This window comes from Pseudomonas zeae (assembly GCF_014268485.2).
GTDB lineage: Bacteria > Pseudomonadota > Gammaproteobacteria > Pseudomonadales > Pseudomonadaceae > Aquipseudomonas > Aquipseudomonas neuropathica.
Map to the genome: position 1 here is coordinate 3813203 of NZ_CP077090.1, position 15408 is coordinate 3828610.

Genomic DNA, 15408 nt, shown 5'->3' on the forward strand with positions numbered 1-15408 from the left:
ATATCGAAACCAATCGGTCGCAATGAATACCGATAAGTCACCCAGTATCTGACGACAGATACCCTCATCTCGCCCTCACCTCCCCGCACACCCCGGCAACGTAAACACCACACGCGCCCCACACGGCGCGTTCGCCTCCGCCCACAAGTGACCGCCATGGGCTTCGATGATCGACCGGCAGATCGACAACCCCATCCCCAACCCGGTGACTTTGGTGGTGTAGAACGCGGTGAAAACCTCCTCCACCTGATCGCAGGCAAATCCCGGTCCCGAGTCGCTTACGACAATCCGCACGTCTTTCCCGACAGACTCGCTGACAATGATTAACCGACGCTCGCCCTCCTCGATCACCGCCATGGCCTCCAGACCGTTGATGATCAGATTGAGCAGCACCTGTTGCAGCTCGACGCGGTCAACCAGCACGGCAGGCAAATCGTTGACAAGGCGCGTGGTGACCGCCGCGCCATAGCGGGCCGCTTCACCCCGGGTAAACCCGACCATCTCGCCCACTACCGCGTTGAGGTCCACCGGATGTCGTTGCGGCGGTGTTTTGCGGATCAATGCGCGGATACGTCCGAGCACGTCGGCCGCGCGGTTACCGTCGTTGATGATGCGTCTGAGGCCCTGTTCAACTTCATCGGTGTTCGGCGGTTGCGCGCCGAGCCAGCGCAACGCCGCGTTGGCATTGATCACGGTGGCGGCGATTGGCTGGTTGACTTCATGGGCAATGGACGCTGCCAACTGGCCCATGGTCGCCACGCGATTAGCGTGGGCCAGTTCCGCTTGTACCTGGCGATATCGGCGCTCGCCTTCGCGCACTTGCTCTTCGGCCTGTTTGCGTTCGCTCAGGTCAAGCACGAAGGCCACGCCCTGCTGCTGACTGGCTTCGAATGCGGCCAGACCGACGATCACCGGCAGGCGAGTGCCGTCCTTGCGGATGTATTCCTTCTCGAACGGCTGGGCGCGCCCGGTGCGGATTGCCGTCGCCAGCGCGGCTTCACTTTTCATGCGCAGTGGCGGCGGTGTCATGTCGCGCCAATGCACCCTGCCTGACAGCAGATCGTCGCGCTCGTAACCGACCATGCGCAGGAACGCGTCGTTGGCCTCAATGATTTCACCGTCGACACTCCAGACGATGATGCCGATGATATTGGCGTCGACCAACCGGCGAATCCTCGCCTCGCGCTCGGCGACGTCTCGATACAGCCGCGCGTTGTCCAGCGAGATCGCCGCCTGCGAAGCCACCAATCGCAATACGGCAATGCGCGCCGGACTGAACACACCCGCAGATAGATTGTTCTCCAGGTACAGCGCCCCGGCAATCCGGCCCTGATTCATCAACGGCAGGCACAGGATCGAGCGAGCGCCGCGTTGATGAATGTACAGATCAGCGGCAAATGCCGGATCGGCGACGGCATCGTCCAGACACAGATTTTCACCGGTGCGCAGGGTCTGGTAGAGCACCGATTCGGCCAGCATCGATGAACTTACCGGCTCATGGCAAAGCAGCGCGCTGTCGTCACCGACACTGGTTTTCGCGGCGATATACGGCGCCTCGCCTTCGATCAGAATCAGCCGGCCATGCTCGGCGCCAGCCTGTTCGATAGCGGTGCGCATGACCATTTCGATCAGTCGATCCAGCACGATCTCGCCTGAAACGGCCTGGGACACCTTGAGAACCGTGGCCAGATCCAGATGCTCGACCGGGGTGGCGATGGTCGCAGTCGGACCGGGCACCGTATCTTCATTGCGCAGATAACGGTGCTGTAGCTCCAGTTGCCGCACCTTGCCCTCTGCCCCCCAGCGCAAGTAACCGTAGCGCGCATCTTGCAGGTACAGGCGGGCGATTTTGCTCAGACCACGGGCACTGTAGAACCGCGCTGCGAGTTCGTTGGCCAAGGCTTCGACATGCACAAAGCCGTTGTCCCTGGCCAACTGAATCGCTTGCTCGTACAGCATCTCGGCTTCGATCAACTGCCCGGTGACCCGAGCGATTTCGGCTGCGACCAGCGCCGTCTGACTGGCGAAGGTTTCCGCACACTGTTGCGCCCAGGTTTGCAGTTGATCGTGGTGCTCGCCCAAGCGTTGCAGTCGGTCGGTATCGGCTTCGCCGTGGGCAGCCAACGTTAACGCTGCGTAAAGGTGAAATTCGGCCTCTTCAAAAAACGAGGAGATCACCCACAACAGTTCCCGGGCCTGCGCCGCGCAATCGGCGGCCGCTGCGTAATCCCCGGCCAGATAACGCGCCTGCAACTTGCGCACCCAGTACTTGCCCCGAGCCAAGGCCAGGTCCGGAGCAGCGAGGTTCGCCTCAAAGCGTGTCTCATCGAATTCTTCATCATTGAAACTGCCAAACACCGGGGTCTGCCCTCGCAACATGCGGATCAGTGCCCGTTGGCAACTCATGAAACTGATCACCAGACCGAAGCGGATTCTTTGCGAGTAAGCCAGACCCGTTTCAGCCTGCACCTGCACTTCCGCCAGCGGCTCGCCAATGAACAGCAAGTCGGAAATCAGGCTATTGCCAGCGTAGGCTGCATAGGGCAAATCGCCGGTGCGGTTGCCGGCGCTGAGCGCACGCCGCAGCAATTCGCGGCACTCGCGCACCGGGCGCATCCAGCGCACCACGAAGATCGAAAAGCACAGGTAGGTACGCGCTTCGTATTGCGCAAGGCCACGGCGGTCGACCAGATCGCAGCCCAAGCGGCCAAAGCGGTAACCGCTGGCATAATCGCCGAAGCGCCGCCCGGCAACCCGCACAACATTGGCGTAGAGCATGCAGGAGGCGTCGCAATTACCGTGCTCCAGGCTCAGGTTAACGGCTTTGCATATGGTCAGGCAGGCGAGGTTCGCATCGGACTGCAACGCCGGGGCCAACAGTTTGCTCAACGCATCCAGTGTCACCAGCGTGGCCGGATCCTCCATCAGTGGCAGGTCGATCAACTGCTCGATGCTGCGCTCACCCAGTTGTCTCCAGATCTGGTGGTATTCGGCGCGCACCTGCTGATCGTCCGGATGCGCCGTCCAGTCGATACCGACCTGACGTAAATACGTCAGGCACACATTCACCGCACGGTCACTGCGGTCGAGCAGCAGGCAGACATCCATCAACAAACAGGTGACTGCCGCCCGCTCTACCGTGGTCTCGACGCGCTCGGCCAGGGCAGTCAGGCGCGCATCGGCCAGTGCCAGTTGCCCAGTGAGAAATTCGCACTCGGCGCGGTTCAGCTCCAGAGCAAACCCCAGTTCATGGCGACGGTCATCACCGTGCTCGCCGAGCAACGCAGCACCCGTGCCCAAGTAGCTCAATGCTGAGGTGTAAGCGGTCGAAGCCTTGGCACGCTGACCTGCGAGCAGGTTGAATTCGGCCAGCTGTTCGCGTTCGGCCCGCGCGCTGATCAGACTGGCGCCGCGATTGAGTTGCCCGACGATTTCGAAGATCGCGTCTTCACGCCCCTCCGCTGGCGTCTGCAGGGCGAGCAAACGGCCGATACGCAGATGAGTTTGCGCACGTTCGGTTTCCGCGGTTAGTGAGTATGCCGCCTCGTGGATACGGTCATGGACAAACGCACAAGTACCGTCGTGAAACTCCACCAGTTCCTGGCGCACCGCCGGCCAGAGCGCCGCGTGCACCCGCGCCGTCGGCAGGTCGAGCACGGTGGCCAGCGTGTCAATGCGCGCTACGTTGCCCAGGCAGGCCAATTGTTGCAGGGCCTGACGCGTGTCCAACGGCAGACGCGCCAGTTTGCCAACCATCAGATCGACCACGTTATCGGTGTAGCCCTTGGCGTTGATGAGTGCCAGATCCCAGCGCCAACGGTTGAATTGGTGGTCGTAGATCAGCAGCTGTTCTTCGGCCAACGCGTGAAGAAACTGGATGACGAAAAACGGATTGCCGCCGGTCTTTTCCAGCACCAGGCGCGCCAGGGCAACGATGCTCGCGGGTGGGCAGCGCAGGGATTCTGCGATCAGTTGCTCGATGTGCACGCTGGCCAGCGAGGTCAGGCAGATCTCGTCGATATGCACGCCGCCATTACGCAGCACTTTGAGTTTGCCGCTGAGCGGGTGGTCGGCATCGACCTCGTTATTGCGGTACGCGCCCACCAGCAGCAAATGCCCAAGCTCCGAGCGGGTCAGCAGATCTTCGAGCAGATCGAGGGTCGCTGCGTCGAGCCATTGCAAATCATCGAGAAACAGCGTCAACGGATGTTCCGGCCGAGCAAACACGCCGATGAAGCGCTGCAACACCGCCATGAAGCGCTGCTGCGCCTGCTGCGGTTCAAGCTCCGGCACCGCTGGCGGCTCACCGATAATCAACTTGAGTTCCGGGATCAGCTCGGTCATCAACCGTGCATTCGGTGACAGTGCCTGCAACAACGCCGCGCGCCAGTCAGCGAGCACCTCGCGACGCTTGCCCAGCAGCGTTCGCACCAATCCTTGAAAGGCCTGGACCAGCGTCGCATAGGGGATGTCGCGCTTGTACTGATCGAACTTGCCAGCGGCGAACAATCCCCGCGACGGCACCAGCACTTTGTGCAGTTCACTGACCACCGAGGATTTACCAATGCCGGAGTAACCGGACACCAGCACCAGCTTCGGCGAAGGAGCCCGCACCACCTGGGCGAAAGCATCGATCAGGGTTTGCACTTCGCGTTCACGACCGTAGAGCTTTTCCGGGATCAGCAAGCGATCGATCGCGCCCTGCTCGTTCAACGTGAACACATCGATCCGCCGCGCCCGACGCCAGTCGTCCAGACAACGACGCAAGTCATGCTCGACGCCGGCGGCGGTTTGGTAGCGCGCTTCGGCGGTCTTGGCGAGCAGTTTCATGACTACCCGCGAGAGCATCAACGGCACCGTGGCCACGCGTTCGCATGCAGGCATCGGTTGCCGCGCAATGTGGCAATGCACCCACTCCATCGGGTCGTTGGCGTTGAACGGCAGCGAGCCGGTAAGCATCTGGTACAGCGTCACACCAAAGGCATACAAATCGCTGCGCGAATCAATCGAACGATTCATTCGACCGGTTTGTTCCGGCGCCATGTAGGCCAGGGTCCCGGCAATGGTTTCTGGCGGCGCGGGGGCCTGACGTTCGCGCGGCAGTCGCGAGGCCAGACCGAACCCCATCAACCGGGCTTGTCCGTCGTGGCAGTTGACAAGGATGTGCTGCGGTTTGAGATCCTTGTGCACCAGCCCGCACAGGTGTAAACGGCCAAGCGCTACGGCTATGTTGATTGCGTGCAACAGGCAGGTTTCAGTGTCCAGCGGCGTGATCAGCAAACGCGACAGCGGCTCGCCGCCGGGGTCGTCGAATAACAAGTGCGCGGTTCCGCCCGCGCGTTCAAGGGCTTGCGGTTGCAGCGCCCATTCATTGTGCAGAGCGTCTTTGAGGCCGTATTCATGCGCCAGTCGGTCGAGGGTTGCAGGCAACGGCTGAGCGATTGCCGGACGCACTATCAGCACGCTGGCGCCCTCCCCCTGTCCTCGTTTGCGGGAGAACACCCGCTCGCCGTCGTCCCACAAAATCTGTTGTTTGCTGGCCATCGGAGTCGACACCGTCAAAGGGGTTTCTGTCACGCGCTGAAGCTCGGTTCAGCTTGTCCGCCGCGCCGGCTCGATGCCCAGCGATTCGGCAATACGCACCAGATCGGCGACCGAACGTGCAGCGAGTTTCCTCATGACCTGCCCGCGATGGACTTTCACCGTCACTTCGCTGAGGTTGAGTTGCGCGGCGATCTGCTTGTTCATCAGCCCGCCAATGACGAAACCGAGCACTTCGCGCTCACGTGCCGTCAATGTTTCGTAGGCTTGACGCAACGCCGCGCCGGATTGTTCGGCGAGCAGTCGCGCACTGTCGCGGGCCAAAGCACTGGCCACCGCATCGAGCATGTCCTGATCACGAAAAGGCTTGGCCAGGAAATCCACCGCGCCGGCCTTCATCGCCTTCACGCTCATGGCGATATCGCCGTGACCGGTCATGAACACGACGGGAATGCGCAGGCCGTTTTTTTCCATTTGCTCCTGAAAGGTCAGGCCACTTTCACCGCGCAAACGCACATCGAGCACCAGACAACCGGGCACGTCGCGTTTGGCCGAAGCGAGGAAGTCACGGGACGTTTCGAAGGTCTGCACCTGCAGGCCGATCGAACGCAGCAAACCGTCGAGGGCCTGACGCATGGAGGCGTCGTCGTCGACCACATAAACCACCGGTTCCCTCAGCACGCACGGGGCTGCGCTGGGGCTGGAATGCGACCACAGGGTCATCGTGAGTCCTCGGCGAGATCGCAACGCGTGCGATGTGCAGGTGAATAAATCTAGTCCATGATGGCGAACGCAGCCAGAGGCCAGCCAAACGGTCGCGCAGCAGGCTAGCAGTCGACGCGCATTGCCGACAGGCCAGAAACCCCTGAAAATCGGCCATGCCCTTTCCCCTCCTTCTTCAGCCGTTTGAACAGGCAGGATTTCAATGTCCAGCATTCCCTTCACCGCTACGCCCGAACCGCGCGACGTGGTGTTTATTGCCTACCCGCGAATGAGCCTGCTCGACCTCAGTGGCGCGCAAACGGTGTTCTGGGCCGCGAGCAAAGCCTTGGCCGAAAGATGCCAACCCGGTTATCAGTTGCACACCGCCAGCCTTGAGGGTGGTTTGGTCAATACCGTTGAAGGTTTGGCCGTGGACACCCGAGCGCTGCGCGAATTGGACATTGCCGCGCTGCACACCCTCGTCGTACCCGGCGCACCCGATATCTGCCAGACCCTCGACGAGCACGCCGAACTTACCGCGTGGTTGCGGCGTAATGCCCCTGTCGCGAGGCGAGTGGTGTCGGTGTGCAGCGGCGCTTTCCTGCTGGCCCAGTCCGGTTTGCTCGACGGCTGCCGCACCGCCACGCACTGGGCCATGTGCGACAACCTGCGCGAGCGCTTCCCGGCGATCGACGTGGATGCCGATGCGATCTTCATCCAGCAGGGCAAGGTCTGGACCTCGGCGGGGGTCACGGCCGGTATCGATCTGGCCTTAGCGCTGGTCGAGGCCGATTACGGCCGCGAAGTGGCGTTGCAGGTTGCCCGCGAGCTAGTGGTGTACCTCAAGCGCCCCGGTGGTCAGGCGCAATACAGCACATTGCTGCAAGCGCAGGTGCAGGACAGCCCGCAGTTCGACCCGTTGCACTTGTGGCTGATCGATCACCTCGACGATCCGAAGTTGACTGTAGAGCGACTCGCCGAACAGGCGAAAATGAGCCTGCGCAATTTCACCCGCGTCTACAAGCAGAGCACCGGGCGCACGCCGTCCAAAGCCATCGAACTGTTCCGCCTCGAAGCGGCCAGGCGCATGCTGGAGAACTCGGCGCACACCATCGACAAGGTTGCGCGTCTTTGCGGCTTCGGTGATGAAGAGCGGCTGCGCGCCTGCTTCCAGCGTCACCTGTCGATTTCACCGCGCGACTACCGCAGCCGCTTCAGCCGCGAAGGTTGATGCCGAAAACCGCTGACGCTCAAAAAGTCTCCACGGACTATACCTAGGTATAGTTTTGCGCCGGTGCCGACGGCGTATGGTGCAAGAACGACAGGAGTCGCGATATGTGCCCGTCCGGCCAGGGAGCCCTATGCAGCATAAGGTTGTCATTGCGGTGGTTGACGACGACGAGGCCATTCGCGATGCACTCGCAGGTTTGCTTCGCGCCTTCGGTTATCAGGTGTTCACCTATCCGGGCGCGCAGGCATTCCTTGAGTCAAAAAGCCCGGCGCAGACACACTGCCTGATCTCCGATATCCAGATGCCTGGCATGAGCGGCCCGCAACTGCACGAAGCATTACGCGCACAAGGCTGGCGCATTCCGGTGATTTTCGTCACCGCCCATCCCGAAGAATTCCACACCCGCGCGCCCGGCGTCATCGCTTGTCTGCCCAAACCCTTCCCGCCCGACACCCTTCTCAACCACATCGACTTTGCCCTGAACCGTCCTCTGTAGCGTGTTCGATACCTTCGTATACCGCCCTTCGACCCATGCGTAATCCGCACACACCGATGGACAACTGCGCCCGCAGCGCCCACGCCATAGCATTGATTTCGACAGCGGACGATTAAACGCCATGCAGTACGGCAAGCAGTTTGCGGCGGCCAGTGATCATCACGCCAGTGTCGGAAAAAACTCGGGTTATCCATCCATCAGCATCAGGGAGCACATTATGAAACAGCAATTATTGGTGATCGGTGCGGGGTTCGGCGGGCTGTGGAGCACGTTGAGCGCCGCGCGTTTGCTGGATATGCATGACCGCCACGATGTGGAGATCACACTGCTCGCCCCGCAAGCCGAACTGCGCATCCGTCCGCGCTTCTACGAACCCGATGTCCACAGCATGTACGCGCCGCTGGATGCGCTGCTCGCTGCCGTGGGTGTGCGTTTCGTCAAAGGCACCGCCGAGAGCATTGACAGCCAGGCACGCCGTGTCGGTTATCGCGATGAGGCCGGTCGCCCGGGTGAGCTGACTTACGATCGCCTGGTGCTGGCCAGCGGCAGTCAACTGGCGCGTCCGCCAGTGCCGGGCCTGAAAGAGAATGCGTTCGACGTCGACCAGATCGAGTCGGCGGCACGCCTGGAGCGCCACCTGCACGCGCTGGCCAGCCAACCGGCCAGCGCCGCGCGCAACACCGTGGTCATCGCCGGTGGTGGCTTCACCGGTATCGAAACCGCGACCGAAATGCCGAACCGTCTGCGCGCCATTCTCGGCGAGCTGCAAGACATTCGAGTGATCATCGTTGATCGCAGCAAAGACATCGCCGCGACCATGGGCGACGGCATCCGTCCGTCCATCATCGAAGCGTCAAAAGAACTGGGCATCGAGTGGATCATCGACGCCACGGTCGCCGCCGTGGATGCCAACGGCGTCACCCTCGCCGACGGTCGCCACATCGAGAGCAATACCGTGATCTGGACCGTGGGTTTCCGCGCCAGTCCACTGACCGAACAGCTCAATGCCGGACGCGATGGCCAGGGGCGTCTGCACGTCGACGGCAATCTCAAAGTGCAAGGTCTTGAGCACGTGTTCGCCGCCGGCGATGTCGCCCGTGCTGCCACCGACGACGTCGGCAATATCTCGGTGATGTCCTGCCAGCACGCGATCAGCCTTGGTCGTCATGCCGGCAACAACGCCATTGCTGATCTGCTTGGCGTGACGCCGACCACCTACCGTCAGCCGAAGTACGTGACCTGCCTCGATTTGGGTGCTTGGGGCGCGGTGTACACCGAAGGCTGGGATCGCCAACTGAAGCTGGTGAAAGCCGAAGCCAAGGAACTGAAGACGCAAATCAACAGTGTGTGGATCTACCCGCCGGCCGCTGACCGTCGCACCGCCCTCGCCGCTGCCGACCCGATGATTCCGGTGGCCTGATCTCGCCCCAATTGTCCAAGAACCGATGTCTTGCCTGATAAAAAGGAGAACACCATGACCATGCATCTGGAATCCTTCACCGCCCACAACGCCACCCTGCAAACCCCGACCGAAGAGCTGGTGCCATCGCGCTACGCGCTGCGCCTCGGCAACATCGACGTGATGGTAATCAGCGACGGCGTCCTGCCGCTGCCGACCCAAACCATGTCGACCAACGCCGATCCCGCCGAGCGCGCCGCGTGGTTCAAAGAGATGTATCTGGGTCCCGACGCGTTCGACTGGGCACTCAATGTGCTGGTGGTGCGCAGCGGCGAACAGGTGATCCTCGTCGACGCCGGCCTCGGCGGACAATTTCCCGGTTTCCCTCGCGCCGGGCAGTTTCCCAAACGCCTCGCGGCGGCCGGTATCGACCTCGCGGACGTCACCGATATTGTCATCACGCACATGCACATGGACCACATCGGCGGCTTACTCGTCGAGACGGTGAAAAATCGTCTGCACGACGACGTGCGCATCCACGTCACCGCCACCGAAGTCGACTTCTGGACCTCGCCGGACTTCACCAGCACCGACATGCCCGCGCCTGTGCCGGACGTGCTGCGCTCCACCGCCAACGCCTTCATCCAGCAATACCAAAGCAAACTGCATATCTTCGAGGACGCGTTCGAAGTCGCCCCCGGCGTGGTCGCAAAACTCACTGGCGGCCACACCCCGGGCCACTGCGTGGTCTACGTGACCTCCGGCGCCGAACGCCTGACTTTCGCCGGCGACGCCCTGTTCCCGGTTGCCTTCGACCATCCGGACTGGCACAACGGCTTCGAGCACGATCCTGATGAAGCGGTGCGCGTGCGCGTGCGCCTGCTGCAGGAAGCAGCGGCCAGTGGCGAACTGTTTGTCGCCACACATCTGCCCTTCCCGTCGGTCGGCCGCGTTGCCGTCAATGGCGAGGCGTTCCGCTGGATTCCGGCGATCTGGGATTACTGATTGAGCTAGCGCCACACCGCTTCGCCCGGCCTTGGTCGGGCGAAGTTGTTTTCGCCTGTTACAGGTCCGTTCCGGGACAACCGCTACCTTTCCTCCTTTACATGGAACGACGGTCGATCCTTGTTCTCTACCACTGAACCTACAGTGGAGGGATTGACCATGATTGCCCCTGAAACCGGTATGAAACCGGGTGAGCGTTACTGCATTGAAAGCGTCGAGCGCGCGCCGCAATTTCCTGGATTTTTCCTCGATGGCAAGTATTACCTGGGCCCCGAGTTGCAGACGGCCGTCGGCTGGCTTGAAGGACAGAATTTCCTGTATGACCAACTCGATCCCAATGGCGAGCCGGTTTATCCGGGCAGAATCGTTGGCACGATTACCGCGCGGACACTGGAACTGGCGGATGGGTTGCGTCTGAGCATCGAGGAAATGCCGTTTCAGGCAGAAGCCGTTTCACCATTGCGGACGTTTGACGAAGGGACCGTTGAAACCCGACCTCTGACGTTATCGCAGTGGCATACAACAGCCGGCCGCCAGCCGATGCAACCTTCTGCGCTGTTGGTTGCAGGCGCGGCATTGCTGGTAGGGCTGTGCTTGTTGGCGATCAATCGTTCTGACCGTCGAGTCAAATAGGCTTTGCACGACGCGGGCGGTGACCGTTTTTTTACGGCCCGCGATCAAAGGCTGATTAAAGCGCTGGCTTCGCGCATGAAGATTTCCACGGTCTTCGGGCCGATGCCATCGAACTCCGCCAGTCGCTTCTCGAATGCCTGGCGATCAGGGCTTGCCTCGATCATATGGCTGACCTTGCCCGCGTACTCGTCGTTAAGCTTGCGTGCCAAGGCGTGCAGCCGCACGGCAGTGGTTTCGTCGTAACGCACGTAATGCGCCTCCCCTAGCATCGCGACCAGTTCACGATGGCTGCACGCAGCCAGTTTACGCGGCGTATCGCGCCCGTGTTTATCGGCAATCACCCGATACGCTTCGGCGGCGATTTCAGCCTGTATCCGCTTGCCCATCAAGAAGCTCGCGAGCAGCCATTTGAACAAGCCACCGTCATCGTTGTGCTTAAGCTGAATGTTCAAATCCCTGGCGCTGATGGTCTTGTTCACCGCTAACCTCCGGAGTTGAAATCGTGGGGATTTTTCGTCCTCTGCCTGCCTGGTAAGTACTTGATCGTTAGGCTGCCGCCGGTTCCAACCGTTCAAAGCAAAACACCTACCAGCGGCCTGAAACGAACTCCCGAAAATCCTTTGAATTTTTTTCGTCGGCAAAACTCATTTGCGTATGAGCGTAAGGAGGAGCGCATGAGTAACGTCGACATCTTCGTCATCGAATACAAACTTCACGGCCAGCCAAAGTCATTCGTCATCCGCGCAAAAACCATGCGCAACGCTGACGCATGGCATTGGGCGAGTTGCGACGCCGGCATTGCGCCGATTCCAAAACCCGGCAAACCACCGTTGAAAGTCATCTCCAAACCCCAGGCCGAGCGGTTCGGTATCACCGAGGTGAAATGGCGCGAAACAGCGACGGTGGACTGGACGGAGGCTTAGTCATGTTCAAACAGATCGGTAATACGCTGGATGGTGGGATTTGGCAGTCGCCGTGAGAATCCTCGAGCGCCACGCCGACGCCTGGCGGATACAAACCCGGGCATCCCGCGGATGTCTCGGGCTGGCACGTAAACTAGACATTAGTGCGTGATTTTGGGTGGCCCATAGAGTTCGGTTTCCCAGTCCTCAAAAGGCGGTTTTACTTCGAAAGACCGATCGCAATATGACCGTAGGTAGTCAGTCGCCCTTTTTTGCGCGTAAGTGAAATTGAGGACATTGCCTTCGTCGTCCATCTCTATGACATTCGCAAATATCGCAAAGACCTGTTCAATCGCACTGGGCTCTGAGCCATACATATCGAGGTACTTCACGTCCTTGAGCATGTAGTGGCTTCCACTGGCCATGAAGTATGCGAACGTTCGGAGTGCTCCACTGAAATCGTTACTTAGCTTTTTCATATCAGGTTCTTGTAGGCAACATTAAGGATTTGATTAAGAGGCGATTTTCATCCCCCCGAGCGAGCAAAGCCAATAGCCCGGGGTGTATAAGCCGAGGACCTGACGCACGGTGACTGCACCTGATTACCGGCTGACTAACGGAAGACCTAGCGTAAGAGGAGCGCCATCTATTTGCTATCATCCTGATGCTTTTTTGTGGCCGAATGCGCGAGCGGCACGCCCACGTAGCGTCTCGCGCTGGCCACCGGCGGTCCGGCAATTCGACTATTCATGTAAGGCACGTTAATGATCTCCGAATTGGCAGTCTCGAATCTTTTAGGGCCATGGCGCGGGGATGCCCATACCGGGCTGATGCAACGCTGCAAGGAGTCATGGGATACACCGCTAGTGCATTTGAGCGATCTGATGGTCGCTACTTTTTTGAATCAGAATATCGCACCCGAACACCTGTTAATCGAGGCAAAACACCGCATCGAAGTGCGGGAAAGAGATGGCTCCGAGTACTTCGACGGCCAGCTTCTCGAAGCGATGGAAAATGTGAGATCTCGGGGGCTGGATTTTTCTGGAGTTTGATATGGGGTTCTCCTCCACGCTATGGGCTTGGTACGGCCAGAATGAGTACAAGCAGGTTCTTACCGTGTGCGAGGCCATCGAGGCGCTTGGGTTTCTGGCTCAAGCTTCGGACATACAGCAGGCAACTATCCCGGATTGCCCCGCCTGTGAAGTCTGGTCCGAGATGATTCTCCCGATAGAAAAGGTACTTTCAATCTGCGGCAGTGGGCTATCGGAGGACGTGAAGAGCCGGCTGGAAGACATTTGGGAGCGATGCAATAGCCTTACTGAGGCCGCATTTCACTGTAATGATCGCCTGATCTTTGATCACGCAGAATGGATGCCAATCAGGACACGAGCCACCGAGTTGCTGGTTTTAATGGAGTCGACGGAAATCCATCCATTCCTGGGTGACGTGCTATTGGACTGTAAAAAGTTGCTCTCGGAATAATTCGGTGAGTCGTTCAGGCGCACCAAAACGGTTTTACGTTTCAACCGTTGAGTGAACGCGCATCACCGTCGACCTGAATGAGCGGCAGGTCTGCGGTGTTGCGCAGAACGGTTACTGCACTCGCAGTTCCAGCAGTTCACCACCCTCTTCACTCAGACGCTGCAGATATGCACCGGCGTCAAGCAACTGATAAGGAAAGTAAAGACCTGCCGGAGTCGGCGGCTGACCATCCAGCCCAAGCAATCGCTCCAGCAGCATGGCGACGCTCAGCCCCGTCAACGCTGCAGCGCCTGCCGGGTGAACGAGGGCATGCCGGGTGTGCAACGGTCGCCCTTGATGATCCTCACCCAGCAGTTCGATAAGAATCTCGGTCGACATCGGCCGACCCGCGCGCCGCGATGAACTCACCCCGCTGGATAGATTGAACTGCACATTTGGCGCATCGGTGGCCGCCGCCAGCCCGGTGACATCAATGGACGAGAAGCCGCTGGCTTGCATCGGCGTGCCGTCCAGCGCTCGGAAGCTGACGTTCTTGTCCGCCCCTTCGCGCCAGAGGTAATCGCCCTCGCGCCGAGTCAGGGCGGCGGGCAGCATCTTGTTCAGGTGTTCGAAATCCTTGGCCACCGCCGGCCCGCCGCCATCCTGCTCGTCGACCAACGCATCGATGCGGATGTCGCGCACCCGGGCAAACGCCTTGGCAAGATGCAGCGTCGCCACGGTCGTCGCGCCCACCATCCATTCGTAACCCAACACAATGGGCGACGCATCAGGTCGATGGATGAAATTGGCAATTTGCGGCGCTATCTCGAAAATGCCGGAAGAAATGCTCAGGTGCGGCACCCGTCGCCTCTGCGCGAAACGCAACCCGGCAAGGGAATGATCCATATAGAAAACCGCTACGGCGCTGACCGGGCGATCACCCAGCCCAAGGTCATCGGCAGCAGGGTCAATGACCACGCCCTGCGCCCCGCCCATTTCCTCGGCGGCTTGCTCAGCCTTGGCCAGGTCTCGGCCGCCGATCAGCAACGGGACGCCGGGATAAGCAGCACGCAACGCTTCGGCAGAACGGTGGCCAATGGCGCCGGAACCGCCCAGGAACAAAATCGGATGAACTGACATGGGTATCCTTCCTCGTCTTTTGGGGTTGCAACCTAGTGTTGGTGCGTGCCCTGTCGTGAGGGTTCCCCGCCATTGCCTGAGCTGGAGAGTGGACCGACGAATGTGATTTTGAACGGCGTGTTGATGAGCCGTGTTTAGGCGTTTTTTATGGTTGTTTAAAAGACATGTCGCGTTACCTGCTTAAGGCTACAACGCCTTGCGCCATTGCCTACGACTACGCCAGAATCCGCCGGCTTGTGCGTCTGGGGCGCGGGTTTTATCGTTTCCGGGTCACTGAAAAACAGTGATGGGGTTTGGTAGCCCGTTTCCATATGACGCATAACGTCACCGTGCGCAGATGCTTTTCAGCATTTGTCTTATGGTGGCCATGCGCAGGGCGCCCTCGGGCGCGCCGGATTTTCCATATGGGCCGGTCTACCAACCTTCGTATGGCCACCACCTTTCGTTTGGTAGCGAAGGTGATGGCTCCTTAAGTCCCATATGGAGCTTCATCTATGTTCAAACCAACGCCGAATCCCCCAGAAACCGATCCAGTCTCACCCTACAAATTTCCAGACTCGCGAACACTCAACGACGCCGCCGAACGCGCCCTCGATTACTACCTCACGCCAACACAACGCATCATGGGCAGCGACCAGAAACACGCTCCCATGTTTCAGGCCAACTCCGATTACGACAGCGAGTCCCTGCTCGTTAACGCCAGCGAATCTCTCAGTTCAGCCACCGAAATGCTCTGCAACTTCGCCGCCCTCCTCGACCCAGGCCACCGCAAAACTGCGCTGGGCATTGCGCAAGTGGTAATGCTGGGCGAATTGGCGGTAAATCAAGCGCTGGATAAAGTTGTGCCAGTGGATTGATGAGTAATCCCTTTGTGGCGGCGTTCTGGCTGCTGTCACAA

At 60.0% G+C, this 15408-nt stretch carries 14 protein-coding genes; 9 read left to right on the top strand and 5 right to left on the bottom strand.

Annotation, left to right across the window (positions count from 1 at the left end; genetic code table 11):
- Positions 1-75: 75 nt before the first annotated feature.
- Complete coding sequence (locus tag HU754_RS16705; RefSeq protein WP_186624208.1) at positions 76-5544, bottom strand: trifunctional serine/threonine-protein kinase/ATP-binding protein/sensor histidine kinase; 5469 nt, start codon at positions 5542-5544, stop codon at positions 76-78.
- 48 nt (positions 5545-5592) lie between these two features.
- Positions 5593-6264 (bottom strand): response regulator transcription factor, encoded by a 672-nt coding sequence (locus HU754_RS16710; RefSeq protein WP_186624207.1) that lies wholly within the window; start codon positions 6262-6264, stop codon positions 5593-5595.
- 202 nt (positions 6265-6466) lie between these two features.
- Here HU754_RS16710 and HU754_RS16715 point away from each other — a divergent pair, with 202 nt between their 5' ends.
- From HU754_RS16715 to HU754_RS16735, 5 genes are all read left to right on the top strand, one after another.
- Positions 6467-7474: a GlxA family transcriptional regulator gene (locus HU754_RS16715; RefSeq protein ID WP_186624206.1), complete on the top strand. Its 1008-nt coding sequence runs from the start codon at positions 6467-6469 to the stop codon at positions 7472-7474.
- A gap of 130 nt (positions 7475-7604) precedes the next feature.
- The gene (locus HU754_RS16720) at positions 7605-7970 is read left to right on the top strand and encodes a response regulator transcription factor (protein ID WP_093433326.1); all 366 of its coding nucleotides are present in this window, start codon (positions 7605-7607) and stop codon (positions 7968-7970) included.
- A gap of 217 nt (positions 7971-8187) precedes the next feature.
- Positions 8188-9390 (top strand): NAD(P)/FAD-dependent oxidoreductase, encoded by a 1203-nt coding sequence (locus tag HU754_RS16725; RefSeq protein WP_186624205.1) that lies wholly within the window; start codon positions 8188-8190, stop codon positions 9388-9390.
- Positions 9391-9444: 54 nt separating this feature from the next.
- Complete coding sequence (locus HU754_RS16730) at positions 9445-10374, top strand: MBL fold metallo-hydrolase (RefSeq protein WP_186624204.1); 930 nt, start codon at positions 9445-9447, stop codon at positions 10372-10374.
- 159 nt (positions 10375-10533) lie between these two features.
- Positions 10534-11007, top strand: a complete 474-nt coding sequence (locus HU754_RS16735) for a short chain dehydrogenase (protein WP_186624203.1) — start codon at positions 10534-10536, stop codon at positions 11005-11007.
- A gap of 44 nt (positions 11008-11051) precedes the next feature.
- Here HU754_RS16735 and HU754_RS16740 read toward each other — a convergent pair whose 3' ends face one another.
- Positions 11052-11486 (bottom strand): HhH-GDP family DNA glycosylase, encoded by a 435-nt coding sequence (locus tag HU754_RS16740; RefSeq protein ID WP_186624202.1) that lies wholly within the window; start codon positions 11484-11486, stop codon positions 11052-11054.
- 195 nt (positions 11487-11681) lie between these two features.
- Here HU754_RS16740 and HU754_RS16745 point away from each other — a divergent pair, with 195 nt between their 5' ends.
- Positions 11682-11930, top strand: a complete 249-nt coding sequence (locus HU754_RS16745; protein WP_077572547.1) for a DUF6555 family protein — start codon at positions 11682-11684, stop codon at positions 11928-11930.
- A 140-nt stretch (positions 11931-12070) separates the two neighbouring features.
- Here the strand turns inward: HU754_RS16745 and HU754_RS16750 are convergent, their stop codons facing one another.
- Positions 12071-12388 (bottom strand): DUF7677 family protein, encoded by a 318-nt coding sequence (locus HU754_RS16750; protein WP_186624201.1) that lies wholly within the window; start codon positions 12386-12388, stop codon positions 12071-12073.
- Positions 12389-12673: 285 nt separating this feature from the next.
- Between HU754_RS16750 and HU754_RS16755 the strand changes: the two genes are divergently transcribed.
- Both HU754_RS16755 and HU754_RS16760 read left to right on the top strand, forming a co-directional pair.
- Positions 12674-12961, top strand: coding sequence for a hypothetical protein (locus HU754_RS16755; protein WP_095049912.1), 288 nt, complete (start codon positions 12674-12676; stop codon positions 12959-12961).
- A 1-nt stretch (position 12962) separates the two neighbouring features.
- Complete coding sequence (locus tag HU754_RS16760) at positions 12963-13391, top strand: hypothetical protein (protein WP_186624200.1); 429 nt, start codon at positions 12963-12965, stop codon at positions 13389-13391.
- A 111-nt stretch (positions 13392-13502) separates the two neighbouring features.
- Here the strand turns inward: HU754_RS16760 and HU754_RS16765 are convergent, their stop codons facing one another.
- Positions 13503-14510 (bottom strand): Rossmann-fold NAD(P)-binding domain-containing protein, encoded by a 1008-nt coding sequence (locus tag HU754_RS16765; protein ID WP_186624199.1) that lies wholly within the window; start codon positions 14508-14510, stop codon positions 13503-13505.
- A 494-nt stretch (positions 14511-15004) separates the two neighbouring features.
- Between HU754_RS16765 and HU754_RS16770 the strand changes: the two genes are divergently transcribed.
- On the top strand, positions 15005-15367 hold the full coding sequence (locus tag HU754_RS16770) for a DUF6124 family protein (protein ID WP_186624198.1): 363 nt from the start codon (positions 15005-15007) through the stop codon (positions 15365-15367).
- The last annotated feature ends 41 nt before the right edge of the window (positions 15368-15408 follow it).